Below are 19,363 nucleotides of genomic sequence, written 5' to 3' on the forward strand. Positions count from 1 at the left end.
AGCCCCGTCAAAAGGCGGGGCTCATGTGAGCGCAGTGGCACCGAGTGGATGCATCGGGTGGCGGTGCGGAGTCAATTCTCTGTCGAAATGTTATGAACACGGGGGCGGATCGTGTCAAACGACACAGGCCGCCCCCGCGTGACTACTGCAACTTCCGTATACCGATATCGACTTGTCCCTGGTGGGAGAACTACTTCAGGCGTGCCATCAGAGCGTGCTCGACCAGCGTGATCAGGCCGCTCTTGGCGTCCGCCCGGTGCCGGGCGTCCGTCGTGATGATGGGCGCGTCGGGCCCGATCTGGAGCGCTTCGCGGACCTCGTCGGGGGTGTAGGGCTGGTGTCCGTCGAAGCCGTTGAGGGCGATGACGAAGGGGAGGCCGCTGTTCTCGAAGTAGTCGACGGCGGGGAAGCAGTCGGCGAGACGGCGGGTGTCGACGAGGACGACGGCGCCGATGGCGCCGCGGACCAGGTCGTCCCACATGAACCAGAAACGGTCCTGCCCGGGCGTACCGAAGAGGTACAGGATCAGGTCCTGGTCGAGTGTGATGCGGCCGAAGTCCATGGCGACGGTGGTCGTCGTCTTGTCCCCGGTGTGGGTCAGGTCGTCGATGCCCGCCGAGGCGGACGTCATCACGGCTTCGGTGCGCAGCGGGTTGATCTCCGACACGGCCCCGACGAACGTGGTCTTGCCCACGCCGAAGCCGCCCGCCACCACGATCTTCGCCGAGGTGGTGGCGCGGCCCGTACCGCCGCTAGAGCTTGCGAAGTCCACTGAGCACCCTTTCGAGCAGTGTCACATCCGGCGCGCCGCCGGCCTCTCCGTTGCCCGGCTGGTGGATGGCCACCATGCCGGCTTCCGCCAGGTCCGCCACCAGGATCCGGGCGACGCCGAGCGGCATCGACAGCAGTGCCGACACCTCCGCCACCGACTTGACCTCACGGCAGAGGTGGCAGATCCGCTGGTGCTCGGGGAGCAGGGTCCCCAGATGAGCGGGGTCTGCCGTCGTGCTGACCAGCGCCTCTATCGCGAGCTGGTAGCGCGGCCGGGTCCGGCCGCCGGTCATGGCATAGGGACGAACCAGCGGCTGGTCGCCTTCCCCGTCGTACGACGCGTGGTGCAGTGCGCCGTACGGATCGGGTGAGGCGGGTGGCGGGGTCATGAATCCTCCGGGCGTGACAGCAGGTTCTCGGCTTGCCGTCTGCAAGGGGCCGGTGAGGGGACTAAAGCGGCCTGTCGGGTGAGGGTTGTGGGCATTACCTGGGGGGATCGTGTCGTGAATCCGCTGGATGGCCGTCTAGTGGAGCAGACTGCCTTGGAGCTCGGCGCGGAGATCGGGCGTGAGGACGGTGCCGGCACGGTCGACCAGGAGGGCCATTTCGTACCCGACCAGACCGATGTCGGCGTCCGGGTGGGCGAGAACGGCCAAGGACGAGCCGTCGGAGATGGACATGAGGAAGAGGAATCCCCGCTCCATCTCCACAACCGTCTGACTGACGGCGCCGCCCTCGAAGATCCGGGACGCACCCGCGGTCAGCGAGGTGAGACCCGACGCGACAGCGGCGAGCTGGTCGGCGCGGTCGCGCGGAAATCCTTCGGACATCGCCAGCAGCAGGCCATCCGCGGAGACCACCACCGTGTGGGACACCCCTGGGGTGTTGTCCACGAAGTTGGTGATCAGCCAGTTCAGATTCTGCGCGGCCTGACTCATGGGGCTCAACTAACGCTCCTGCTGGTGAGTGGGGCCGAGATGGAAACTGCCGGTCTGCGAGCCGTTGTTGTTGGCCTGCCGACCCTGCTGGATGCCCCGGCGGAGATTGGTCAGACGACCGCGCACGTCATCGGGCGCGCGCGAAACCTGAGGTCCGGACTGGTGATTCTGCTGCTGTGCGGTCCCCGGAACCAAATTGGCGCGGGGAACACGGCGAGGCAGCCCGGACGTGGTGACCCCGCCGGCGGCGGGCTTCTTGACCCGCTCGGCCTGGCGTACGAGTTCATCGTTGGGCGAGGCCCGCCACGAGCTGGTGACCGAGGCGTCGGCCGCATCGCGCTGAGGCAGCGGCGGGACCGGCACACCGGCGGGCTCCGGAGCGGCCGGCGCCTGCGGTTCGGCGGGCTGCTGCTGGCCGCCCTGGCCCGGACCGTGGAACCAGTTCGTCTCCAGCGTGTCGTACAGCGGCGTACGCCCGTCCCCGGGACCGGCCGGCGGCAGGGCCTCCGGCTGCTGCGGCTGCTGGGGGAGCGCCGGACGGTACGGGGCCTCGCCCGCCGGGGAGGCGGGCGGACGCGGCGCACCGAAGTCGTTGCCGCGCGACGCGGGCAGCTGGTGACCCTGGCCCTGGCCCTGCTGGGGCTGGTGCGGGACACCGAAGTCCGGGCGGGCGAACTGCGCGGTGCTCGCCGGGTCCTGGCCCTGCGGAGCCTGCTGCGGGTACGAGCGGTCCTGCGGAGCCCCCGGGCCCGAGAAGTCGGGCCGGGCGAACTCGGAGGTCGCGCCGGGACCCTGACGGTCGTCGGAGGGCCGCTGGTTCGGCGCGTTGAACGCCGGGTCCTGGCCGGGGCCCGCCGGACGGGCGAACTGCCCGGTCGCGTCGTGCTCCTCGTGACCGCGCGGGGTGTCGGCGCCCCAGCTGGTGGTCGCGGGACGCTGCGGCTGCGGGTTGCCCCCGGGCAGCTCGGCACGCGGCCCACCGGGCGGCGGCAGCTGACGGCCGGGGCCGCCGGGCTGCTGGAAACCGCCCTGCTCCTGGCGGCCCTGGGGCTGCTGCGCCCCGGGACCCTGCTGGTTCGGCTGGTTCGGCCGGCCGTTCTGGCCGTTCTGGCCCTGCTGGTTCTGCCAGCCGGACGGGGCCTGCTGGTTCTGCGGGGCGAACTGGCCCGGGCGGCCGCCGTTCTGCCCGGCGGACGCCGGAGCGCCGTGCCCGAACAGATTGGTCTGCGCGCCGTCGCCGCGGCCGGGCGCATCGCCCTGCGGGCCGCGGGCGCCGAGCCGGGCACTGTTGCCGAAGGCGCCGGAGAGGCCGCCGCCCTGGCGCTGCGGAGCCGGACCCTGGCCCGGGAAGTCCTGGCCGGGGCCGCCGTTGTTGGGCTGGCCGCCGCCCTGCTGGCCCTGCGGCCGGCCCGCCGAGCCGTCCCGTGACGGCAGCGCCGCCCGGGTGCCCGAGCCCGCGCCGACCTGGCCGCGCTGAGCGCCACCGAGGCTCTTGGCGTCCGGACCGCCGGGACCGCTGCCGAGGCCCGTGCGCTGGGCGTTGCCCGCACCGTTGCCGTTGCCCGCGAGCAGACCGCCGGGTCCGCCCGGCTGCTGGCCGGAGCCCTGCTTGGACGGCGGCTGCTTGCCGCCGTGCGCGACGTCGACGGGCAGCATGACCAGCGCGGTCGTACCGCCGGAGTCGGAGGGGCGCAGCTGGATCCGGATGCCGTGACGCAGCGACAGCCGGCCGACCACGAACAGACCCATGCGGCGGGAGACGGAGACGTCCACCGTCGGCGGCTGCGCGAGCCGCTCGTTGATCGCCGCGAGGTCCTCGGGGGAGAGGCCGATGCCCGTGTCGTGGATCTCGACCAGGACGCGGCCGTCGGGCAGCGCGTGACCGGTGACCTTGACCTTCGTCTGCGGCGAGGAGAACGACGTGGCGTTCTCCAGCAGCTCGGCGAGCAGGTGCACGAGGTCGTTGACGACGCGTCCCGCGACCTCGGTGGCGGGCACCGCGGACAGTTCGATGCGCTCGTACTGCTCCACCTCGGACGCGGCGGCGCGGAGCACGTCGACCAGCGGGACGGGGCGGGTCCACCGGCGGCCCGGCTCCTCGCCCGCGAGGACGAGGAGGTTTTCGCCGTTCCGGCGCATACGGGTCGCGAGGTGGTCGAGCTTGAAGAGCGAGGACAGCTGGTCCGGGTCGGCCTCGCGCGACTCCAGCTCGGAGATGAGCGAGAGCTGGCGCTGGATGAGGCCCTGGGAGCGGCGCGAGAGGTTGGTGAACATCGCGTTGACGTTGCCCCGGAGGAGGGCCTGCTCGGCGGCGAGGCGGACGGCCTCGCGGTGCACGTCGTCGAAGGCCGCGGCCACCTGGCCGATCTCGTCCCGGGAGTGCACGCCGACCGACTCGACGGAGGTGTCGACGTCCTGCGGGTCGGTCTCGGAGAGCTGCTTGACGAGCTCGGGCAGCCGGTCCTGGGCGACCCGGGTGGCGGTGTCCTGGAGGCGGCGCAGGGAGCGGATCATGGAGCGGGCCACCACGAAGGCGCCGACGAGCGAGACGCCGAGCACGATGAAGATGACCGCACCGTTGACGATCGCGTCGCGCTGGGAGGCCTGGCGCAGCTCGCGGGCCTTGGCCTCCATGTCGCTGAGGAGCGTGGCCTCGATCGTCTCCATGGCCTTGATCTTGATGGTGCTCTGGTCGTACCAGTCCAGGTACGACCGGACCTGCTTGCCCTCGATCCCGTTCGTGGTGTCCAGGACCCGCTTGGCGTACATGTTCCCGGCGTTGATCTCCGGGTTGCCGTTGTCCAGGGGCGCCATGAGCTCTTCGGCGCTCTGCCCGGTCGTCGCGTAGATCTGCTTGAACGACGTGAGGGCGCGGGACTCCTTGGCGAGCGCGTTGGAGCCGAACTGCCGGTCGTTCTGGTTCAGGTGCGGTTCCTTGACCGAACCGCCGGGCAGCGCCGCGGCGATGATCGCGCGCTGGACGGAGGCGTACTCCTTGGCGGAGGAGAACGCCGCCAGGGCCCGGGTCCGCTTGATCATGTCCGGGTTGCTGGTCGCCTGCGCCATGTCCTGCGAGAGGCTCAGCAGCGAGGTGATCAGCTGGCTGTACTGGTCGATCGTGTTGAGACTCGGGGAGCCCTCCTCGTACGCCGTCTTGCGGATCGTACGGATGGTGCCGAGCTGGGAGGCGATCGACGAGATGCTCGCGTGGATGCTCTCCAGCGACTCGTCGCCCTCGGAGTCGCCGATCGTGTCGGTCTCGTCGAGGAAGGCGTTCTTGGCGCGGTCGGTCTTGTCCCGGGGCCCGGTGACCTTGTAGTCGGTGGGCTTGGACTTGTTCGACAGCGGACCGGCCGACTGGTCGCGCTCGACCTGAAGAGCCTGGGCGAGCGAGGTCGCCTGCTTGGTCATCTTCGTCAGCAGCTGCATGTGCTCCAGCTGCTGCATGTCGGTCATCGACTCCTGGATCCGCAGACCGCCGAGGCTGGTCGCGGCGACCACCGGGAGGGCGAGCAGTGATACCAGTCGCGTACTGATGCGCCAGTTACGGAGCGCTATTCGCGAACCCGTGTCGACCGGGCCGCGCGGCTGTGCGGCCGTGTCCGGCTCCGCACCGCTCGTCGTGGAGCCCGGGCGCTGCGCACGGTCGCTGTTGTCGCCGGCTGCGGCCGGCCCGGGGTTCTGGGCGTGCTGGGGCGAGGAACCGCGGTCGGTCCCGCCGCGCGGCTCCTGTTCCGCCGGAGCGCTGCCATCCCTCTTGAAACGTCCCTGCACTAGCGTCGCAACCTCTGGACCAGGCGTCCCGCCCGCGTGTGCGGACAGAACGGTGTCGGCGTCGTGGGGCGCTGGACGCGCCCCATGGTGGTCGTATGAGTGACCGGCGTACTTCCCCCTCCCGCCGCCACTCGGCGCTGCGTTGCGCCCCTGCGCGCCGGCCTGAAACCCGCGGCGGTGCGTGGAATTCCAGCACAGTGCAGGATCTCCAACAAGGCCCATGTACCGGGCTGTGACCTGCGTGACACGTTGTGATGAACGAGTAACAAGCAGTGGAGAGTGATCGTGGGTAAAGCGGACTATTGCGGAGGACTTGCCTAGGGGTGGGGGGTGTCCCAGTCGCGATGATCAGGAGCGGAATGGTGGATTCAGTGGTGCAATGTCCGTTTCGTGGATCACGGTCGGCCGCCCGAAATGGGCCAATTGTCGATTAGTTCGTGAGCAAACTCACATGATGATCGTCGCCTCATCCCGGCTTCGGCGGGGAATCGGATGTTTAGCCTGACGCTTTACAGGGATGGCGAATCCGACAAGCCGGCGCCGCGACGAGCGGCGCCCTCACCGACAGGGTCCTGACGGCAGATGAAGACCACGACGATGTTTCGCAACATTGCCAACCCCCGGCGCACCACGCTGGCGCACCTCAAGGACGCCGAAGCGCTTCGGACGCCGTTCCTGCCGGAGCACGCCGCCGACCTGCCGAACGTCACGGCCAACCCGCGCCGCACCATCCTCATGGAAGCCCCGGTCGCCGTCGCCCAGTAGGTCACCCGGGAATGCGCGAGGCTGTGCCCCCTCACAGCGTTAGCCTGGAGCGTCAGTCTTCAGCCAGCCAGCAAGTGAGGGGCGACAGCATCCCGTGCGCATCGCCAGGTTCTCCATCGACGGCAATGTCGCCTTCGGCGCCGTCGAGGGACAGGGCACCGTGGAATCCGGTGACCTCGTCCTCGACATCATCAAGGGCATTCCGTACGCCGACTTCGAGCTCTCGGGCACCAAGGTCCCGCTGAACAAGGTCCGGCTGCTGCCCCCCGTGCTCCCCAACAAGGTCGTGGCCATCGGCCGCAACTACGCGGAGCACGCCGCCGAACTCGGCCACGAGGTCCCCGACGCGCCGATCACCTTCTTCAAGCCCACCACCTCGGTGATCGGCTCCGGCGACGCGATCGAGTACCCCTCCTTCTCCGAAGAGCTGCACCACGAGGCCGAGCTGGCCGTGGTCATCGGCCGCATGTGCCGCGAGGTCCCCCGCGAGCGCGTGAAGGACGTCATCCTCGGCTACACCTGCGCCAACGACGTCACCGCCCGCGATGTGCAGAAGCGCGAGAAGCAGTGGGCCCGCGCCAAGGGCTTCGACACCTCCTGCCCGCTGGGCCCCTGGGTGGAGACCGACGTGGACCCCCACGACCTCACCATCCAGGCGACGGTCAACGGCGAGCAGCGACAGCTCGGCCGCACCAGCGACATGGTCCGCTCCGTCGAGGACCTGGTCGTCCACATCACGGAGGCCATGACCCTCCTCCCGGGCGACGTCATCCTCACGGGCACCCCCGCGGGGGTCGGACCCCTGCACGTCGGCGACGAGGTCGCCGTCACCATCGAAGGCATCGGCACTCTCACCAACAAGGTGATCAAGCGTGGCTAACGCACCTGTACGCGTCCGTTTCTGTCCCTCCCCGACCGGCAACCCCCATGTGGGCCTGGTCCGGACGGCGCTCTTCAACTGGGCCTTCGCCCGGCACCACCAGGGCACCCTGGTCTTCCGGATCGAGGACACCGACGCCGCGCGCGACTCCGAGGAGTCCTACGAGCAGCTGCTCGACTCGATGCGCTGGCTCGGCCTGGACTGGGACGAGGGCCCCGAGATCGGCGGCCCGCACGCTCCCTACCGCCAGTCGCAGCGGATGGACCTGTACAAGGACGTCGCCGAGAAGCTGCTGGCCGCCGGGTACGCCTACCCCTGCTACTGCACCACCGAGGAGCTGGACACCCGCCGCGACGCCGCCCGCGCCGCCGGCAAGCCGTCCGGTTACGACGGCCACTGCCGCGACCTCACCGCCGAGCAGAAGGCGGCGTACGAGGCCGAGGGCCGCACCTCGATCGTCCGCTTCCGGATGCCCGACGAGGCCATCACCTTCACCGACCTGGTCCGCGGCGAGATCACCGTCCAGCCGGAGAACGTCCCCGACTACGGCATCGTCCGCGCCAACGGGGCCCCGCTCTACACCCTGGTCAACCCGGTCGACGACGCCCTGATGGAGATCACCCACGTCCTGCGCGGCGAGGACCTGCTCTCCTCCACCCCCCGCCAGATCGCCCTGTACCGGGCGCTCATCGAGCTGGGCATCGCCAAGGACACCCCCGCCTTCGGCCACCTGCCGTACGTCATGGGCGAGGGCAACAAGAAGCTCTCCAAGCGCGACCCGCAGGCCTCCCTCAACCTCTACCGGGAGCGCGGCTTCCTCCCCGAGGGCCTGCTGAACTACCTCTCGCTGCTCGGCTGGTCGATCGCCGAGGACCGCGACATCTTCTCCATGGACGAGCTGGTCGCCGCGTTCGACATCAAGGACGTCAACGCCAACCCGGCCCGCTTCGACCTCAAGAAGGCCGAGCACATCAACGCCGAACACATCCGCATGCTCGACGTGAAGACCTTCACCGAGGCCTGCGGCCCCTGGCTGAAGGCCCCCTTCGCGCCCTGGGCCCCGGAGTCCTTCGACGCGGAGAAGTGGACGCGGATCGCCCCGTACGCCCAGACCCGGGTCACGGTCCTCTCCGACATCACCGACAACGTCGACTTCCTCTTCCTCGATGAGCCGGTGGAGGACGAGGCGTCCTGGGCCAAGGCGATGAAGGGCGACCCGGTGGCCCTGCTCACCACGGCCCGCACCAACCTGGAGGCGGCCGACTGGAGCGACCCCGAGTCGCTGAAGAACGCCGTCCTGACCGCCGGTGAGGCCCACGGCCTCAAGCTCGGCAAGGCCCAGGCCCCCGTCCGCGTCGCCGTCACCGGCCGCACCGTCGGCCTGCCGCTCTTCGAGTCCCTGGAGATCCTGGGCCGCGAGAAGAGCCTGGCCCGCGTGGACGCCGCGCTGGCGAAGCTGGCCGCGTAAGCAGGACCGGACACCTCCGAGGGGGCCGCAGCCGACCGGCTGCGGCCCCCTCGGCCGTTCACCCCCGCGCGCGAGCGGCGGCGGCTACCGTGGCCCGCATGCCGATCCGCGCCGTGCTCTGGGACATCGACGACACGATCTTCGACTACGCGGGCGCCGACCGCACCGGCATGCGGCTCCACCTGGAGGGCGTGGGGGTGCCCGAGGCGTACGCATCGGTCGACGAGGCCCTCGCCGCCTGGAAGGCGATCACCGTCCGGCACTGGGCGCGCGTCGCCGCCGGGGAGACCGACTTCCTCGGGCAGCGCCGGGACCGGGTGCGGGAGTTCCTCTCGCGGGCCCTGACGGACGCCGAGGCCGACGACTGGTTCGCCGGCCATGTGACCCACTACGAGGCCGCCTGGGCGCTCTTCCCGGACGTGCTGCCGGCCCTGGACCGCCTGGCGCCCGACTACCGGCACGCGATCCTGTCCAACTCCAGCGCCGGCCACCAGCACCGCAAGCTCACCGCGCTCGGCGTCCGGGACCGCTTCGAGGCGATGGTCTGCGCCGTGGAGCTCGGCGTCTCCAAGCCGGAGGCCGGCGCCTTCCACGCGGCCTGCGACGCGCTCGCGCTGGAGCCGCACGAAGTGGCGTACGTGGGCGACGAGCCGGACATCGACGCGAGCGGCGCCGTCGCCGCCGGACTCACCGGCATCTGGCTCGACCGGCGGGGCCGGGGCGGACGCTCCGATCTCGTGCGGATCACCGGGCTCGACCAGCTCCCGGGCCTGCTGGCAGGCGATACCCGTTTTGGAGCGCCGGACACCTTCGGGTAATGTTCTTTCTGCGCCGCCCGAGCGGGCCGAAAGATCCGGCCGGGAAGCGCGGACAGAAGTGAAGCCCCCACCAGGGGTTGCATTTCAGTGGGCTATGGTGTAATTGGCAACACTACGGTTTCTGGTACCGTCATTCTAGGTTCGAGTCCTGGTAGCCCAGCGCAGTACAGCAAGACCAGCAGTATCCAGCAGGACAAGCCCCCGTTGTGTAGCGGCCTAGCACGCTGCCCTCTCACGGCAGTAGCGCCGGTTCGAATCCGGTCGGGGGTACAGATCCTTCCCGCGAGAACATCATGGGTCGCACCCATCGCTCTCGATGCAGGATCGCCAGGGCCCCCGTTGTGTAGCGGCCTAGCACGCTGCCCTCTCACGGCAGTAGCGCCGGTTCGAATCCGGTCGGGGGTACTTGTCTCACCATGGGCTATGGTGTAATTGGCAACACTACGGTTTCTGGTACCGTCATTCTAGGTTCGAGTCCTGGTAGCCCAGCGCAAGTCAGCAGTAACCACGCCCCCGTTGTGTAGCGGCCTAGCACGCTGCCCTCTCACGGCAGTAGCGCCGGTTCGAATCCGGTCGGGGGTACAACAGAGCGGTACGGAAAGGCCCTTCACTTCGGTGGAGGGCCTTTTCGCTGTCACAGGCCGTACCGGCGGGCCGACTCCTCGCTCCGCGCCAGCCGGCGCCGGGTCAAGTAGCCGATGTCATACGGATATCCGAGCCGCACCAGGGTCGCCACCGACGCGACCAGCGACCGGTGTACGCCGATCGCCGCACGGGGGCCGCCGGGGCGCGGACCGGCTCGCCCACCGGTCCGGGTAAAGAAAACGGCCGCCACGACGCTGGGGCGGCCTACCGGAGACGGGGAGAGAGGAGGGGGAGCAGCGGGCGCGGGTCAGCCGCTGCGGCGCAGGGCCTCGGTCAGCCGCGCCGCCGAGTCGATGACCGCCTGGGCGTGCATCCGGCCCGGGTGACGGGTCAGCCGCTCGATCGGCCCGGAGATCGAGACCGCGGCGACCACCCGGTTCGACGGGCCGCGCACCGGGGCCGAGACCGAGGCCACGCCCGGCTCCCGCTCGCCGATCGACTGGGCCCAGCCCCGCCGCCGTACGCCGGAGAGCGCCGTCGCCGTGAACCGGGCGCCCTGGAGGCCCCGGTGCAGGCGCTCCGGCTCCTCCCAGGCCATCAGGATCTGAGCCGAGGAGCCCGCCTTCATCGTGAGCGTGGAGCCGACCGGCACCGTGTCCCGGAGTCCGGACAGCCGTTCCGCCGCCGCCACGCAGATCCGCATGTCGCCCTGCCGGCGGTAGAGCTGCGCGCTCTCGCCGGTGATGTCGCGCAGGTGGGTGAGCACCGGTCCGGCCGTGGCCAGCAGGCGGTCCTCGCCCGCCGCGGCTGCCAGTTCCGACAGCCGGGGGCCGAGAATGAACCGGCCCTGCATATCCCTCGCCACCATCCGGTGGTGTTCCAGTGCCACGGCCAGTCGATGGGCCGTGGGCCGTGCGAGCCCGGTCGCCGCGACCAGCCCGGCGAGGGTGGCCGGACCGGACTCCAGGGCGCTCAATACCAGAGCTGCCTTGTCGAGAACGCCGACGCCGCTAGAGTTGTCCATACGACGATACTCCCGTCTCACTCTGTGAAACGCAAGTTCAATTTTCGGCGGAAGTTGCGAACCTGTAGAAGCGGCCGCACAACGGCTCGTAGCCACCGCCCCGCACGGGGGTCCGGACGGAGGCGCACCGATCTCTAGTTGGGCCGGCGAAGACGCCGGCCGGAGGGAAAGCGATGGGTAGGACACTCGCGGAGAAGGTCTGGGACGACCATGTCGTCCGGCGCGCGGAGGGCGAGCCCGACCTTCTCTTCATCGATCTGCACCTGCTGCACGAGGTGACCAGCCCGCAGGCCTTCGACGGACTGCGGCAGGCCGGACGCCCGGTGCGGCGCCTCGACCTCACCATCGCCACCGAGGACCACAACACCCCGACCCTCGACATCGACAAGCCGATCGCCGACCCGGTCTCCCGCGCCCAGCTGGAGACCCTGCGCAAGAACTGCGCGGAGTTCGGCGTCCGGCTGCACCCGCTGGGCGACGTCGAGCAGGGCGTCGTGCACGTGGTCGGCCCCCAGCTGGGGCTGACCCAGCCGGGCACCACCGTGGTCTGCGGCGACTCCCACACCTCCACGCACGGCGCGTTCGGGGCGCTGGCGTTCGGCATCGGCACCAGCCAGGTCGAGCATGTCCTGGCCACCCAGACGCTGCCGCTGGCCCGCCCGAAGACCATGGCCATCACGGTCGAGGGCGAACTGCCCGACGAGGTCACCGCGAAGGACCTGATCCTGGCGATCATCGCCCGGATCGGCACCGGCGGCGGCCAGGGCTACATCCTCGAATACCGCGGCTCCGCCATCGAGAAGCTCTCGATGGAGGCCCGGATGACCATCTGCAACATGTCGATCGAGGCCGGCGCCCGCGCCGGGATGATCGCCCCCGACGCCACCACCTACGACTACCTCAAGGGCCGCGACCACGCCCCGCAGGGCGAGGACTGGGACGCCGCCGTCGCGTACTGGAACACCCTGCGCTCCGACGACGACGCCGTGTTCGACGCGGAGGTCGTCATCGACGCCGCCGAACTGGCCCCGTTCGTCACCTGGGGCACCAACCCCGGCCAGGGCGCGCCCCTGTCGGCCAGTGTCCCCGACCCGGCTTCGTACGAGGACGCCTCGGAGCGCCACGCCGCCGAAAAGGCCCTGGAGTACATGGGGTTGACCGCCGGGCAGCCGCTGCGCGAGATCAGCGTCGACACCGTCTTCGTAGGTTCGTGCACCAACGGCCGCATCGAGGACCTGCGCAACGCCGCCTCGGTCCTGGACGGCCGCAAAGTCGCCGACGGCGTACGGATGCTGGTCGTCCCCGGCTCGGTGCGGGTCGCGCTCCAGGCCGTCTCGGAGGGCCTGGACAAGGTCTTCACCGAGGCCGGCGCCGAATGGCGGCACGCGGGCTGCTCGATGTGCCTCGGCATGAACCCCGACCAGCTGGCCCCCGGCGAGCGCTCCGCCTCCACCTCGAACCGCAACTTCGAGGGCAGGCAGGGCAAGGGCGGCCGCACCCACCTGGTCTCGCCCCAGGTCGCCGCCGCCACCGCGGTGCTGGGCCATCTGGCCTCACCCGCCGACCTGTCCGACGCCCGTACCCCCGCCGGAGTCCGATAGTCATGGAAGCCTTCACCACGCACACCGGCCGGGTCGTCCCGCTGCGCCGCAGCAACGTCGACACCGACCAGATCATCCCCGCCCACTGGCTGAAGAAGGTCACCCGCGACGGGTTCGAGGACGGCCTCTTCGAAGCCTGGCGCAAGGACGAGAACTTCGTCCTCAACCGCCCCGAGCGCCAGGGCGCCTCGGTCCTGGTCGCCGGCCCCGACTTCGGTACGGGCTCCTCCCGCGAACACGCGGTCTGGGCCCTTCAGAACTACGGGTTCAAGACGGTCATCTCCTCCCGCTTCGCCGACATCTTCCGGGGCAACTCGCTGAAGAACGGCCTGCTCACGGTGGTGCTGGAGCAGAAGGTCGTCGACGCCCTCTGGGAGCTGACGGAGGCCGACCCGACCGCCGAGGTGACCGTCGACCTGGAGGCGCGACAGGTCCGCGCCGAGGGCATCACCGCCGACTTCGAGCTGGACGAGAACGCCCGCTGGCGGCTGCTGAACGGCCTCGACGACATCAGCCTCACCCTTCAGAACGAAGCGGACATCGCCGCGTACGAGGCGTCCAGGCCCGCCTTCAAGCCGCGTACCATTGCCGCCTGAGCAGCGCTTTTCCAGGACTGCGCCCCCTGCCTCCCGGCAGGGGGCGCAGTCGCTTGTTGAGACCCCGTCGGGCGACAACTCGCCCCAGATGGCACAATCGGTGCATGGAACGCGACAGCCAACTCAAGCTCTATGGCCAAGTCGCCGACCAACTGAAGGAAGCGCACGCGAAGGTGCGTGCACTGCAAGTCCCGGAGGGCGTACGGATGGCGCTGACCCGGAAGCTGCTGGTCGTCACGGCCGCGGCGAAGCACGATCTCCCGGACGCGGCAAGGCGTCTGGACCGTTTGATGAAGGACCTCGATGAGGGCCGATTCCCCGAAGGTGACTGACACGTGGAACTGCGCATCGGTCGACTTCGTTGCGGCACTAGGGTGATTAGCCCGTTTCGTGTTTGATTTGCGGTATATATCTGCCTAACGTGCGAAAAAGCTTGAACACTTTCGTTCTGGCAATGTCTCCGAAGGGGAAGACGTGAACAAGGCGCAGCTCGTAGAAGCGATTGCCGACAAGGTCGGCGGCCGTCAGCAGGCCGCGGACGCCGTCGACGCGGTACTCGACGCGATCGTCCGTGCCGTGGTCGCCGGGGACCGGGTCTCGGTCACCGGCTTCGGCTCGTTCGAGAAGGTCGACCGTCCCGCCCGGTACGCCCGTAACCCGCAGACGGGTGAGCGCGTCCGGGTCAAGAAGACCTCGGTGCCCCGCTTCCGCGCGGGCCAGGGCTTCAAGGACCTGGTGAGCGGCTCGAAGAAGCTCCCCAAGAACGACGTGGCCGTCAAGAAGGCCCCCAAGGGCAGCCTCTCGGGCGGATCTTCCGCCGCCCGTACGACGGTGAAGGCCGCCGCCGCCAAGAAGTCGGCCGCCAAGAAGGCCACCGCGAAGAAGGCCACGGCCAAGAAGACGACGGCGGCGAAGACCACCGCCGCCAAGAAGACCACCGCCAAGAAGACGACCGCGACGGCGAAGAAGACGTCCGCGGCCGCGAAGAAGGCGACCCCGGCCAAGAAGGCCACAGCCACCGCCAAGAAGACCGCGCCCGCCAAGAAGGCCACGGCGAAGAAGGCGCCCGCGAAGAAGACCACGGCGCGCAAGACCACGGCCAAGAAGGCCACCGCACGCAAGAAGTGAGCCCCGGGCACTCGCCCGCTCCTCACAACGCGCCGGGCCGGGCTCCCCTCCGGGGGAGCCCGGCCCGCGGGCTGTCCGGGCCCCGTTCGGCCCAGCGAACCACTTCTAGAACGTCTGCAACGTCACCAGCGTGATCCGCAGGGCCGCCCCCTCGCCCTCGCCCTCGATGCGCACCCGCTGCCCCGGACGCAGCAGCAGCAGACCGCCCGCGTCGAAGGCCGCGGCGTCGAACTCCACCGGGGTGCCGTCGTCCAGCAGCACACTGCCGCCACGGGTCTCGGGGTCGTACGTGTACGAGGTCGCCTGCATGGGCGGCAGCCTATCGGTCACGGGCGAAGGCGGGCACGGCCGCAGCCCGCGCCGTGTGCGGACCCACCCCCAGGGCCAGGGCGACCCGCAGGTCCTCGCCCGTATCCACGTCCCGGCGCACCGAGTCGACACCGGACAGCGCTATTTCCACCGCCCCCGACGCCAGATGCCGGGCCCCGGACGGACCACCGAAAGCCGGACGGAATTCCGCACCGCTCGCGGCGGCCAGAAATGTCGTTCCGATTCCCGCCGCGTCCCGGAGAAAAGCGCTGGGAAAAGCGGAGGCAAAATCGAGCACCCGCGCCAATTCGCCGGTCCGCAGCGCCGGCAGATCCGCGTTGAGCGCGGCCACCGCGGCGGCGGGCCGCAGGGCCCGCACCGAGCGCGCACCGTGCGCGAGCGCCGCGTTGAGCCCGGCCCCCGGGGCGTCCGGCACGATCCGCGCCCCGAGCGCGGAAAGGGCCGCCGCGGCCACGGCGTCGTCCGTGACGACCACCACATCCCGCACCCGGGAACAGGCCAGCGCCGCCGCCACCGTGTCCTGGGCGAACGCCAGGGCCAGCACGGGCCGCGCAGCCTCGCCCGCCGCCCGCCCCAGGCGGCTCTTGGCCCGGGCGAGCGGCTTCAGCGGAACGACCAGGGACCAGGGCCCGGCCGGATCGGTGTTCGTGGCGATCTCCCCCTCCGTACGCGTCGGGACCTATTCTCGCCTGCCGGTACGACAACCCGGAGGCCCGCCGCCGGACGTGAGGCGTACGGTGTTCTCGACAGAGCAGGGGTCTGGGGCGAGACTTGACCGTCAGTAGCCAGGCAGCAGGTTGAAATTCCTAAGGAAGGTATCCAAGTGTCCCGCCGCAGAATCGGCTTCTGGTACCGCCTGGCGGCGGTCATCGCCAAGCCGCCACTGGTGGTCCTGTTCAAGCGCGACTGGCGGGGGATGGAGCACGTTCCGGCCGACGGCGGATTCATCAGCGCCGTCAACCACAACTCCTATCTGGACCCGCTCTCCTACGGCCATTTCCAGTACAACACCGGGCGGGTGCCCAGGTTCCTGGCGAAGGCCGGCCTCTTCCGCACCCCGTTCGTCGGGATGATGCTGCGCGGCACCGGCCAGATCCCCGTCTACCGCGAGACGACCAACGCCCTGGACGCCTTCCGGGCCGCCGTGGCGGCCATCGAGCGCGGCGAGTGCGTCGCCTTCTACCCCGAGGGCACCCTCACCCGGGACCCCGACATGTGGCCGATGGCCGGGAAGACCGGGGCCGCCCGGGTCGCCCTGATGACCAAGGCGCCCGTCATCCCCGTCGCCCAGTGGGGCGCGAACGAGGTGATGCCGCCCTACGCCAAGGAGAACAAAGTCCGGCTGTTCCCCCGCAAGACGCTGCGGGTACAGGCCGGACCGCCCGTCGACCTCAGCCGCTTCCACGGCCTGGAGCCGACGCCCGAGGTGCTGCGCGAGGCGACCGAGGTCATCATGGCGGCGGTCACCCGCCAGCTGGAGGACCTGCGCGGCGAGAAGGCGCCCGCCGAGCTCTACGATCACCGCAAAGCCCGTGCTGAACAACGGCGCAGGGCCCAGGGAAAGGGACCCACGTGACGCACCCCGTAAAAGCAGCCGTCTTCGGAACCGGCTCATGGGGTACGGCCTTCGCCGTGATCCTCGCCGACGCGGGCTGCGACGTCACCCTCTGGGGCCGTCGCGCCGAGGTCGCCGAGGCCATCAACACCACGCACACCAACCCGGACTACCTCCCGGGCATCGCGCTCCCCGACTCCATCCGCGCCACCACCGACGCCGCCGAGGCCCTGCGCGGCGCTGAGTTCGCCTTCCTCGTCGTGCCCTCCCAGACGCTGCGCGCCAACCTCGCCGACTGGGCCCCGCACCTGGAGCCGGACACCGTCCTGGTCTCCCTGATGAAGGGCGTCGAGCTGGGCACCGCCGAGCTGATGAGCGAGGTCATCGCGGACGTCACCAAGGTCTCCGCCGACCGCATCGCCGTCGTCTCGGGCCCCAACCTGGCCAAGGAGATCGCCGAGCGCCGCCCCGCCGCGGCCGTCGTCGCCTGCTTCGACGAGTCCGTCGCCCAGCGCCTCCAGGCCGCCTGCCACACCGCGTACTTCCGCCCGTACACCAACACCGACGTGGTCGGCTGCGAGCTCGGCGGCGCCGTGAAGAACGTCATCGGCCTCGCCGTCGGCATCGCGGACGGCATGGGCCTCGGCGACAACACCAAGGGCTCCCTCATCACCCGGGGCCTCGCCGAGACCACCCGACTGGGCCTGGCCATGGGCGCCGACCCGTTGACGTTCTCCGGCCTCGCCGGCCTCGGCGACCTGGTGGCCACCTGCTCGTCCCCGCTCTCGCGGAACCACACCTTCGGCACCAACCTCGGCCGCGGCATGACGCTCCAGGAGACGATCGCCGTCACCAAGCAGACCGCCGAGGGCGTCAAGTCCTGCGAATCGGTCCTCGACCTGGCCCGCAGGCACGGGGTCGACATGCCCATCACCGAGACCGTCGTCTCGATCGTCCACGAGGGCAAGTCCCCGGTCGTCGCGGTCAAGGAGCTGATGTCGCGCAGCGCCAAGGCCGAGCGACGCTGACGCCGCCCTTACCAGCAGGTACGCTCATCGCGATATGAGCAGCGAGAACCTCCCCCAGAGCCCTGAGCGCGCCGAGAGCCCGCGGCAGCTCCGTAAGCCCCGTGTGGCTGTCGTGTTCGGCGGCCGCAGCTCCGAACACGGCATCTCGGTCGTCACGGCCGGCGCCGTCATGCAGGCCATCGACCGGACCAAGTACGACGTCCTGCCGATCGGCATCACGACGGACGGCCGCTGGGCGCTCACCGCCGACGAGCCCGAACGCATGGCCATCACCGACCGCAAGGTCCCCGATGTGGACCGGCTCACCGAGTCCGCCGAGGGCAGCGTCGTGCTCTCCGTCGACCCGGGCAGCCGCGAGGTCGTCTACACCGAGCCCGGCGCGGTGCCCAAGGCGCTGGGCGAGGTCGACGTCGTCTTCCCCGTGCTGCACGGCCCGTACGGCGAGGACGGCACCCTCCAGGGCCTCCTCGAACTCTCCGGCGTGCCCTACGTCGGCGCGGGCGTCCTCGCCTCCGCCGTCGGCCAGGACAAGGAGTACATGAAGCGCGTCTTCATCTCCTTCGGGCTGCCCGTCGGACCCTACGAGGTCGTCCGGCCCCGCGAGTGGGACAACGACCCCGCCGCCGCCCGCAAGCGGATCGTGGACTTCGCCGGCGAGCACGGCTGGCCGCTGTTCATCAAGCCCGCCCGCGGCGGCTCCTCGATGGGCATCACCAAGGTCGACGGCGTCGAAGGGCTCGACGCGGCGATCGAGGAGGCCCGCCGCCACGACCCGAAGTTCCTCGTCGAGTCGCTGCTGCGCGGCCGGGAGATCGAGTGCGGGGTGCTGGAGTTCGAGGACGGCCCGCGCGCGAGCGTGCCCGCCGAGATCCCGCCGGTCACCGCCCACGACTTCTACGACTTCGAGGCCAAGTACATCGACTCGGCCACGGGTCTGGTGCCGGCGCCGCTCACCGAGGAGCAGACCGCCGAGGTGCGGCGGCTCGCCGTCGCCGCCTTCGACGCGGTCTCCTGCGAGGGCCTGGTGCGCGCCGACTTCTTCCTCACCGAGGACGGCACCTTCGTCATCAACGAGATCAACACCCTGCCGGGCTTCACCCCGATCTCCATGTACCCGCGCATGTGGCAGGAGAGCGGCGTCGACTACCCGGAACTGGTCGACCGGCTGATCCAGGCCGCGCTGACCCGCTCCACCGGACTGCGCTGAGGCGCCTGGCTGGGGGGCTCAGAACCGGCTCGGGACCGTCTTCGCGACCGGGCCGGCGAACGAGGCCAGCGGCGTGATGTCGTGGGCGTACGTCGAATCCAGCGTGACCTCGACGTACGCCTTGCGGTACGTGGTGGTGAACCGCGGACCGGAGCCCTCGGGCTGCTCCAGCATCCACTTCACCCCGTCCGCCTCGACCCCCTCCGCATGGGGGTCGTCCATCTTCGCGGGCCGGGGGACCCCGCAGCGCAGTACGATCGCCCCGTCCCCCCAGCCGGCGGTCAGCTCCGAGTCCGGGGAGGGGTCACTGCGTTCCAGCTCGAGGACGGTCTTCGGCAGCTCCTCGTGCAGGGCCTCGCAGTACGCGGCGGCCTCCGCGGACGGGGTGGGAACCGGGACCGACGGCCGGGCGTCGCTGAGGGAACAGCCCGCCGCGGCCAGCACGAGCACGGCAGCGGACGGACCGAGGAATATCGAGCGGGGGGAACGGCGGGCGGATGACGTCACCGGCCCAGCCTAGACGGGGGTCAGAGGTGGACGACCGGGCAGGTCAGAGTCCGTGTGATGCCGTCCACCTGCTGCACCTTGGCGACCACCATGCGGCCGAGTTCATCGACCGTGTCTGCCTGGGCCCGCACGATCACGTCGTACGGACCGGTGACGTCCTCTGCCTGGATCACTCCCGGAATCTTGGAGATGGTCTCGGCGACGATCGACGCCTTGCCCACCTCGGTCTGGATGAGGATGTACGCCTGTACCACGGAACCTCCAGGGCGGCCACGAGGATCATGTGGGGGAAAGGGACGCCACGTTATCGCGTTGCCGCGGGCCGCGGGGAGACCTACGGGCCGGATGACGTCCACAGCGTGGCGTACAGGGCGCAGAAGTTGACGTA

Annotated in this window: 20 protein-coding genes and 5 tRNA genes; 16 read left to right on the plus strand and 9 right to left on the minus strand. The window is 70.2% G+C overall.

Annotated elements, in window-relative coordinates; translation table 11 throughout:
* Positions 1–190: 190 nt before the first annotated feature.
* The 4 genes from A3Q37_RS05680 to A3Q37_RS05695 form a co-directional block, all read right to left on the minus strand.
* Complete coding sequence (locus A3Q37_RS05680) at positions 191–772, minus strand: ATP/GTP-binding protein (RefSeq protein WP_003966011.1); 582 nt, start codon at positions 770–772, stop codon at positions 191–193.
* Positions 753–1,160 carry a DUF742 domain-containing protein gene (locus A3Q37_RS05685; protein ID WP_003966010.1) on the minus strand — a complete coding sequence of 136 codons (408 nt, stop codon included), beginning with the start codon at positions 1,158–1,160 and terminating at the stop codon, positions 753–755. Before A3Q37_RS05685 ends, A3Q37_RS05680 begins: the two co-directional genes overlap by 20 nt.
* A 135-nt stretch (positions 1,161–1,295) precedes the next feature.
* Positions 1,296–1,718 (minus strand): roadblock/LC7 domain-containing protein, encoded by a 423-nt coding sequence (locus tag A3Q37_RS05690; protein ID WP_003966009.1) that lies wholly within the window; start codon positions 1,716–1,718, stop codon positions 1,296–1,298.
* Entirely contained in the window at positions 1,719–5,483 is a 3,765-nt protein-coding gene (locus tag A3Q37_RS05695) for a nitrate- and nitrite sensing domain-containing protein (RefSeq protein ID WP_065478426.1), read from the minus strand.
* 582 nt (positions 5,484–6,065) lie between these two features.
* Here A3Q37_RS05695 and A3Q37_RS05700 point away from each other — a divergent pair.
* From A3Q37_RS05700 to A3Q37_RS05740, 9 genes are all read left to right on the plus strand, one after another.
* Positions 6,066–6,248 (plus strand): hypothetical protein, encoded by a 183-nt coding sequence (locus A3Q37_RS05700; RefSeq protein ID WP_065478427.1) that lies wholly within the window; start codon positions 6,066–6,068, stop codon positions 6,246–6,248.
* 94 nt (positions 6,249–6,342) lie between these two features.
* Positions 6,343–7,128, plus strand: a complete 786-nt coding sequence (locus A3Q37_RS05705; protein ID WP_065478430.1) for a fumarylacetoacetate hydrolase family protein — start codon at positions 6,343–6,345, stop codon at positions 7,126–7,128.
* Positions 7,121–8,596, plus strand: coding sequence for a glutamate--tRNA ligase (gene gltX, locus A3Q37_RS05710; RefSeq protein WP_065478434.1), 1,476 nt, complete (start codon positions 7,121–7,123; stop codon positions 8,594–8,596). Before A3Q37_RS05705 ends, gltX begins: the two co-directional genes overlap by 8 nt.
* 98 nt (positions 8,597–8,694) lie before the next feature.
* Positions 8,695–9,414 (plus strand): HAD family hydrolase, encoded by a 720-nt coding sequence (locus A3Q37_RS05715; protein ID WP_065478437.1) that lies wholly within the window; start codon positions 8,695–8,697, stop codon positions 9,412–9,414.
* Between the two features lie 88 nt (positions 9,415–9,502).
* Positions 9,503–9,574: transfer RNA gene (locus A3Q37_RS05720), tRNA-Gln, on the plus strand.
* A 37-nt stretch (positions 9,575–9,611) separates the two neighbouring features.
* Positions 9,612–9,684, plus strand: a tRNA-Glu gene (locus A3Q37_RS05725).
* Between the two features lie 62 nt (positions 9,685–9,746).
* Positions 9,747–9,819 (plus strand) — tRNA-Glu (locus tag A3Q37_RS05730).
* A gap of 12 nt (positions 9,820–9,831) precedes the next feature.
* Positions 9,832–9,903 (plus strand) — tRNA-Gln (locus tag A3Q37_RS05735).
* Between the two features lie 20 nt (positions 9,904–9,923).
* Positions 9,924–9,996 (plus strand) — tRNA-Glu (locus A3Q37_RS05740).
* 310 nt (positions 9,997–10,306) lie between these two features.
* On the opposite strand, the gene ndgR is transcribed toward A3Q37_RS05740, so the two are convergent.
* Positions 10,307–11,023 carry an IclR family transcriptional regulator NdgR gene (gene ndgR / locus A3Q37_RS05745; protein ID WP_006127859.1) on the minus strand — a complete coding sequence of 239 codons (717 nt, stop codon included), beginning with the start codon at positions 11,021–11,023 and terminating at the stop codon, positions 10,307–10,309.
* Between the two features lie 173 nt (positions 11,024–11,196).
* Here ndgR and leuC point away from each other — a divergent pair, with 173 nt between their 5' ends.
* The 4 genes from leuC (at position 11,197) to A3Q37_RS05765 (ending at position 14,348) form a co-directional block, all read left to right on the plus strand.
* The gene (gene leuC, locus A3Q37_RS05750; protein WP_065478441.1) at positions 11,197–12,624 is read left to right on the plus strand and encodes a 3-isopropylmalate dehydratase large subunit; all 1,428 of its coding nucleotides are present in this window, start codon (positions 11,197–11,199) and stop codon (positions 12,622–12,624) included.
* Between the two features lie 2 nt (positions 12,625–12,626).
* Positions 12,627–13,220, plus strand: a complete 594-nt coding sequence (leuD, locus tag A3Q37_RS05755) for a 3-isopropylmalate dehydratase small subunit (protein WP_030580377.1) — start codon at positions 12,627–12,629, stop codon at positions 13,218–13,220.
* Positions 13,221–13,324: 104 nt separating this feature from the next.
* A complete protein-coding gene (locus A3Q37_RS05760) occupies positions 13,325–13,552 on the plus strand; it encodes a hypothetical protein (protein ID WP_006127861.1) in 228 nt (75 codons plus the stop codon).
* Positions 13,553–13,694: 142 nt separating this feature from the next.
* Positions 13,695–14,348: an HU family DNA-binding protein gene (locus A3Q37_RS05765; RefSeq protein WP_032770149.1), complete on the plus strand. Its 654-nt coding sequence runs from the start codon at positions 13,695–13,697 to the stop codon at positions 14,346–14,348.
* A gap of 105 nt (positions 14,349–14,453) precedes the next feature.
* Here the strand turns inward: A3Q37_RS05765 and A3Q37_RS05770 are convergent, their stop codons facing one another.
* Positions 14,454–14,657, minus strand: a complete 204-nt coding sequence (locus tag A3Q37_RS05770) for a hypothetical protein (RefSeq protein ID WP_010062008.1) — start codon at positions 14,655–14,657, stop codon at positions 14,454–14,456.
* A 10-nt stretch (positions 14,658–14,667) separates the two neighbouring features.
* Positions 14,668–15,333, minus strand: a complete 666-nt coding sequence (gene cofC, locus A3Q37_RS05775) for a 2-phospho-L-lactate guanylyltransferase (protein ID WP_065478444.1) — start codon at positions 15,331–15,333, stop codon at positions 14,668–14,670.
* A 168-nt stretch (positions 15,334–15,501) separates the two neighbouring features.
* On the opposite strand from cofC, the gene A3Q37_RS05780 reads away from it, so the two are divergent.
* From A3Q37_RS05780 to A3Q37_RS05790, 3 genes are read left to right on the plus strand one after another with little or no spacing between them, the layout of a single operon-like run.
* On the plus strand, positions 15,502–16,254 hold the full coding sequence (locus tag A3Q37_RS05780) for a 1-acyl-sn-glycerol-3-phosphate acyltransferase (protein ID WP_065478447.1): 753 nt from the start codon (positions 15,502–15,504) through the stop codon (positions 16,252–16,254).
* The gene (locus tag A3Q37_RS05785; RefSeq protein ID WP_065478450.1) at positions 16,251–17,261 is read left to right on the plus strand and encodes an NAD(P)H-dependent glycerol-3-phosphate dehydrogenase; all 1,011 of its coding nucleotides are present in this window, start codon (positions 16,251–16,253) and stop codon (positions 17,259–17,261) included. The genes A3Q37_RS05780 and A3Q37_RS05785 overlap by 4 nt, the downstream gene beginning before the upstream one ends.
* A gap of 34 nt (positions 17,262–17,295) precedes the next feature.
* Positions 17,296–18,468, plus strand: coding sequence for a D-alanine--D-alanine ligase family protein (locus tag A3Q37_RS05790; protein ID WP_065478453.1), 1,173 nt, complete (start codon positions 17,296–17,298; stop codon positions 18,466–18,468).
* 18 nt (positions 18,469–18,486) lie between these two features.
* Here the strand turns inward: A3Q37_RS05790 and A3Q37_RS05795 are convergent, their stop codons facing one another.
* Entirely contained in the window at positions 18,487–18,975 is a 489-nt protein-coding gene (locus tag A3Q37_RS05795) for a DUF3515 domain-containing protein (RefSeq protein ID WP_065478455.1), read from the minus strand.
* Positions 18,976–18,995: 20 nt separating this feature from the next.
* Positions 18,996–19,229: an Lrp/AsnC family transcriptional regulator gene (locus A3Q37_RS05800; RefSeq protein WP_006127869.1), complete on the minus strand. Its 234-nt coding sequence runs from the start codon at positions 19,227–19,229 to the stop codon at positions 18,996–18,998.
* Positions 19,230–19,363 lie beyond the last annotated feature (134 nt).

This window comes from Streptomyces sp. PTY087I2 (genome assembly GCF_001687325.1).
In the GTDB taxonomy this organism is placed as follows: domain Bacteria; phylum Actinomycetota; class Actinomycetes; order Streptomycetales; family Streptomycetaceae; genus Streptomyces.

Coding starts and splice junctions, on each gene's coding strand:
- A3Q37_RS05700 (WP_065478427.1), top strand. CDS start 6,066: ATGAAGACCACGACGATGTTTCGCAACATTGCCAACCCCCGGCGCACC.
- leuC (WP_065478441.1), top strand. CDS start 11,197: ATGGGTAGGACACTCGCGGAGAAGGTCTGGGACGACCATGTCGTCCGG.
- A3Q37_RS05685 (WP_003966010.1), bottom strand. CDS start 1,160: ATGACCCCGCCACCCGCCTCACCCGATCCGTACGGCGCACTGCACCAC.
- A3Q37_RS05770 (WP_010062008.1), bottom strand. CDS start 14,657: ATGCAGGCGACCTCGTACACGTACGACCCCGAGACCCGTGGCGGCAGT.
- A3Q37_RS05790 (WP_065478453.1), top strand. CDS start 17,296: ATGAGCAGCGAGAACCTCCCCCAGAGCCCTGAGCGCGCCGAGAGCCCG.
- A3Q37_RS05715 (WP_065478437.1), top strand. CDS start 8,695: ATGCCGATCCGCGCCGTGCTCTGGGACATCGACGACACGATCTTCGAC.
- ndgR (WP_006127859.1), bottom strand. CDS start 11,023: ATGGACAACTCTAGCGGCGTCGGCGTTCTCGACAAGGCAGCTCTGGTA.
- leuD (WP_030580377.1), top strand. CDS start 12,627: ATGGAAGCCTTCACCACGCACACCGGCCGGGTCGTCCCGCTGCGCCGC.
- A3Q37_RS05760 (WP_006127861.1), top strand. CDS start 13,325: ATGGAACGCGACAGCCAACTCAAGCTCTATGGCCAAGTCGCCGACCAA.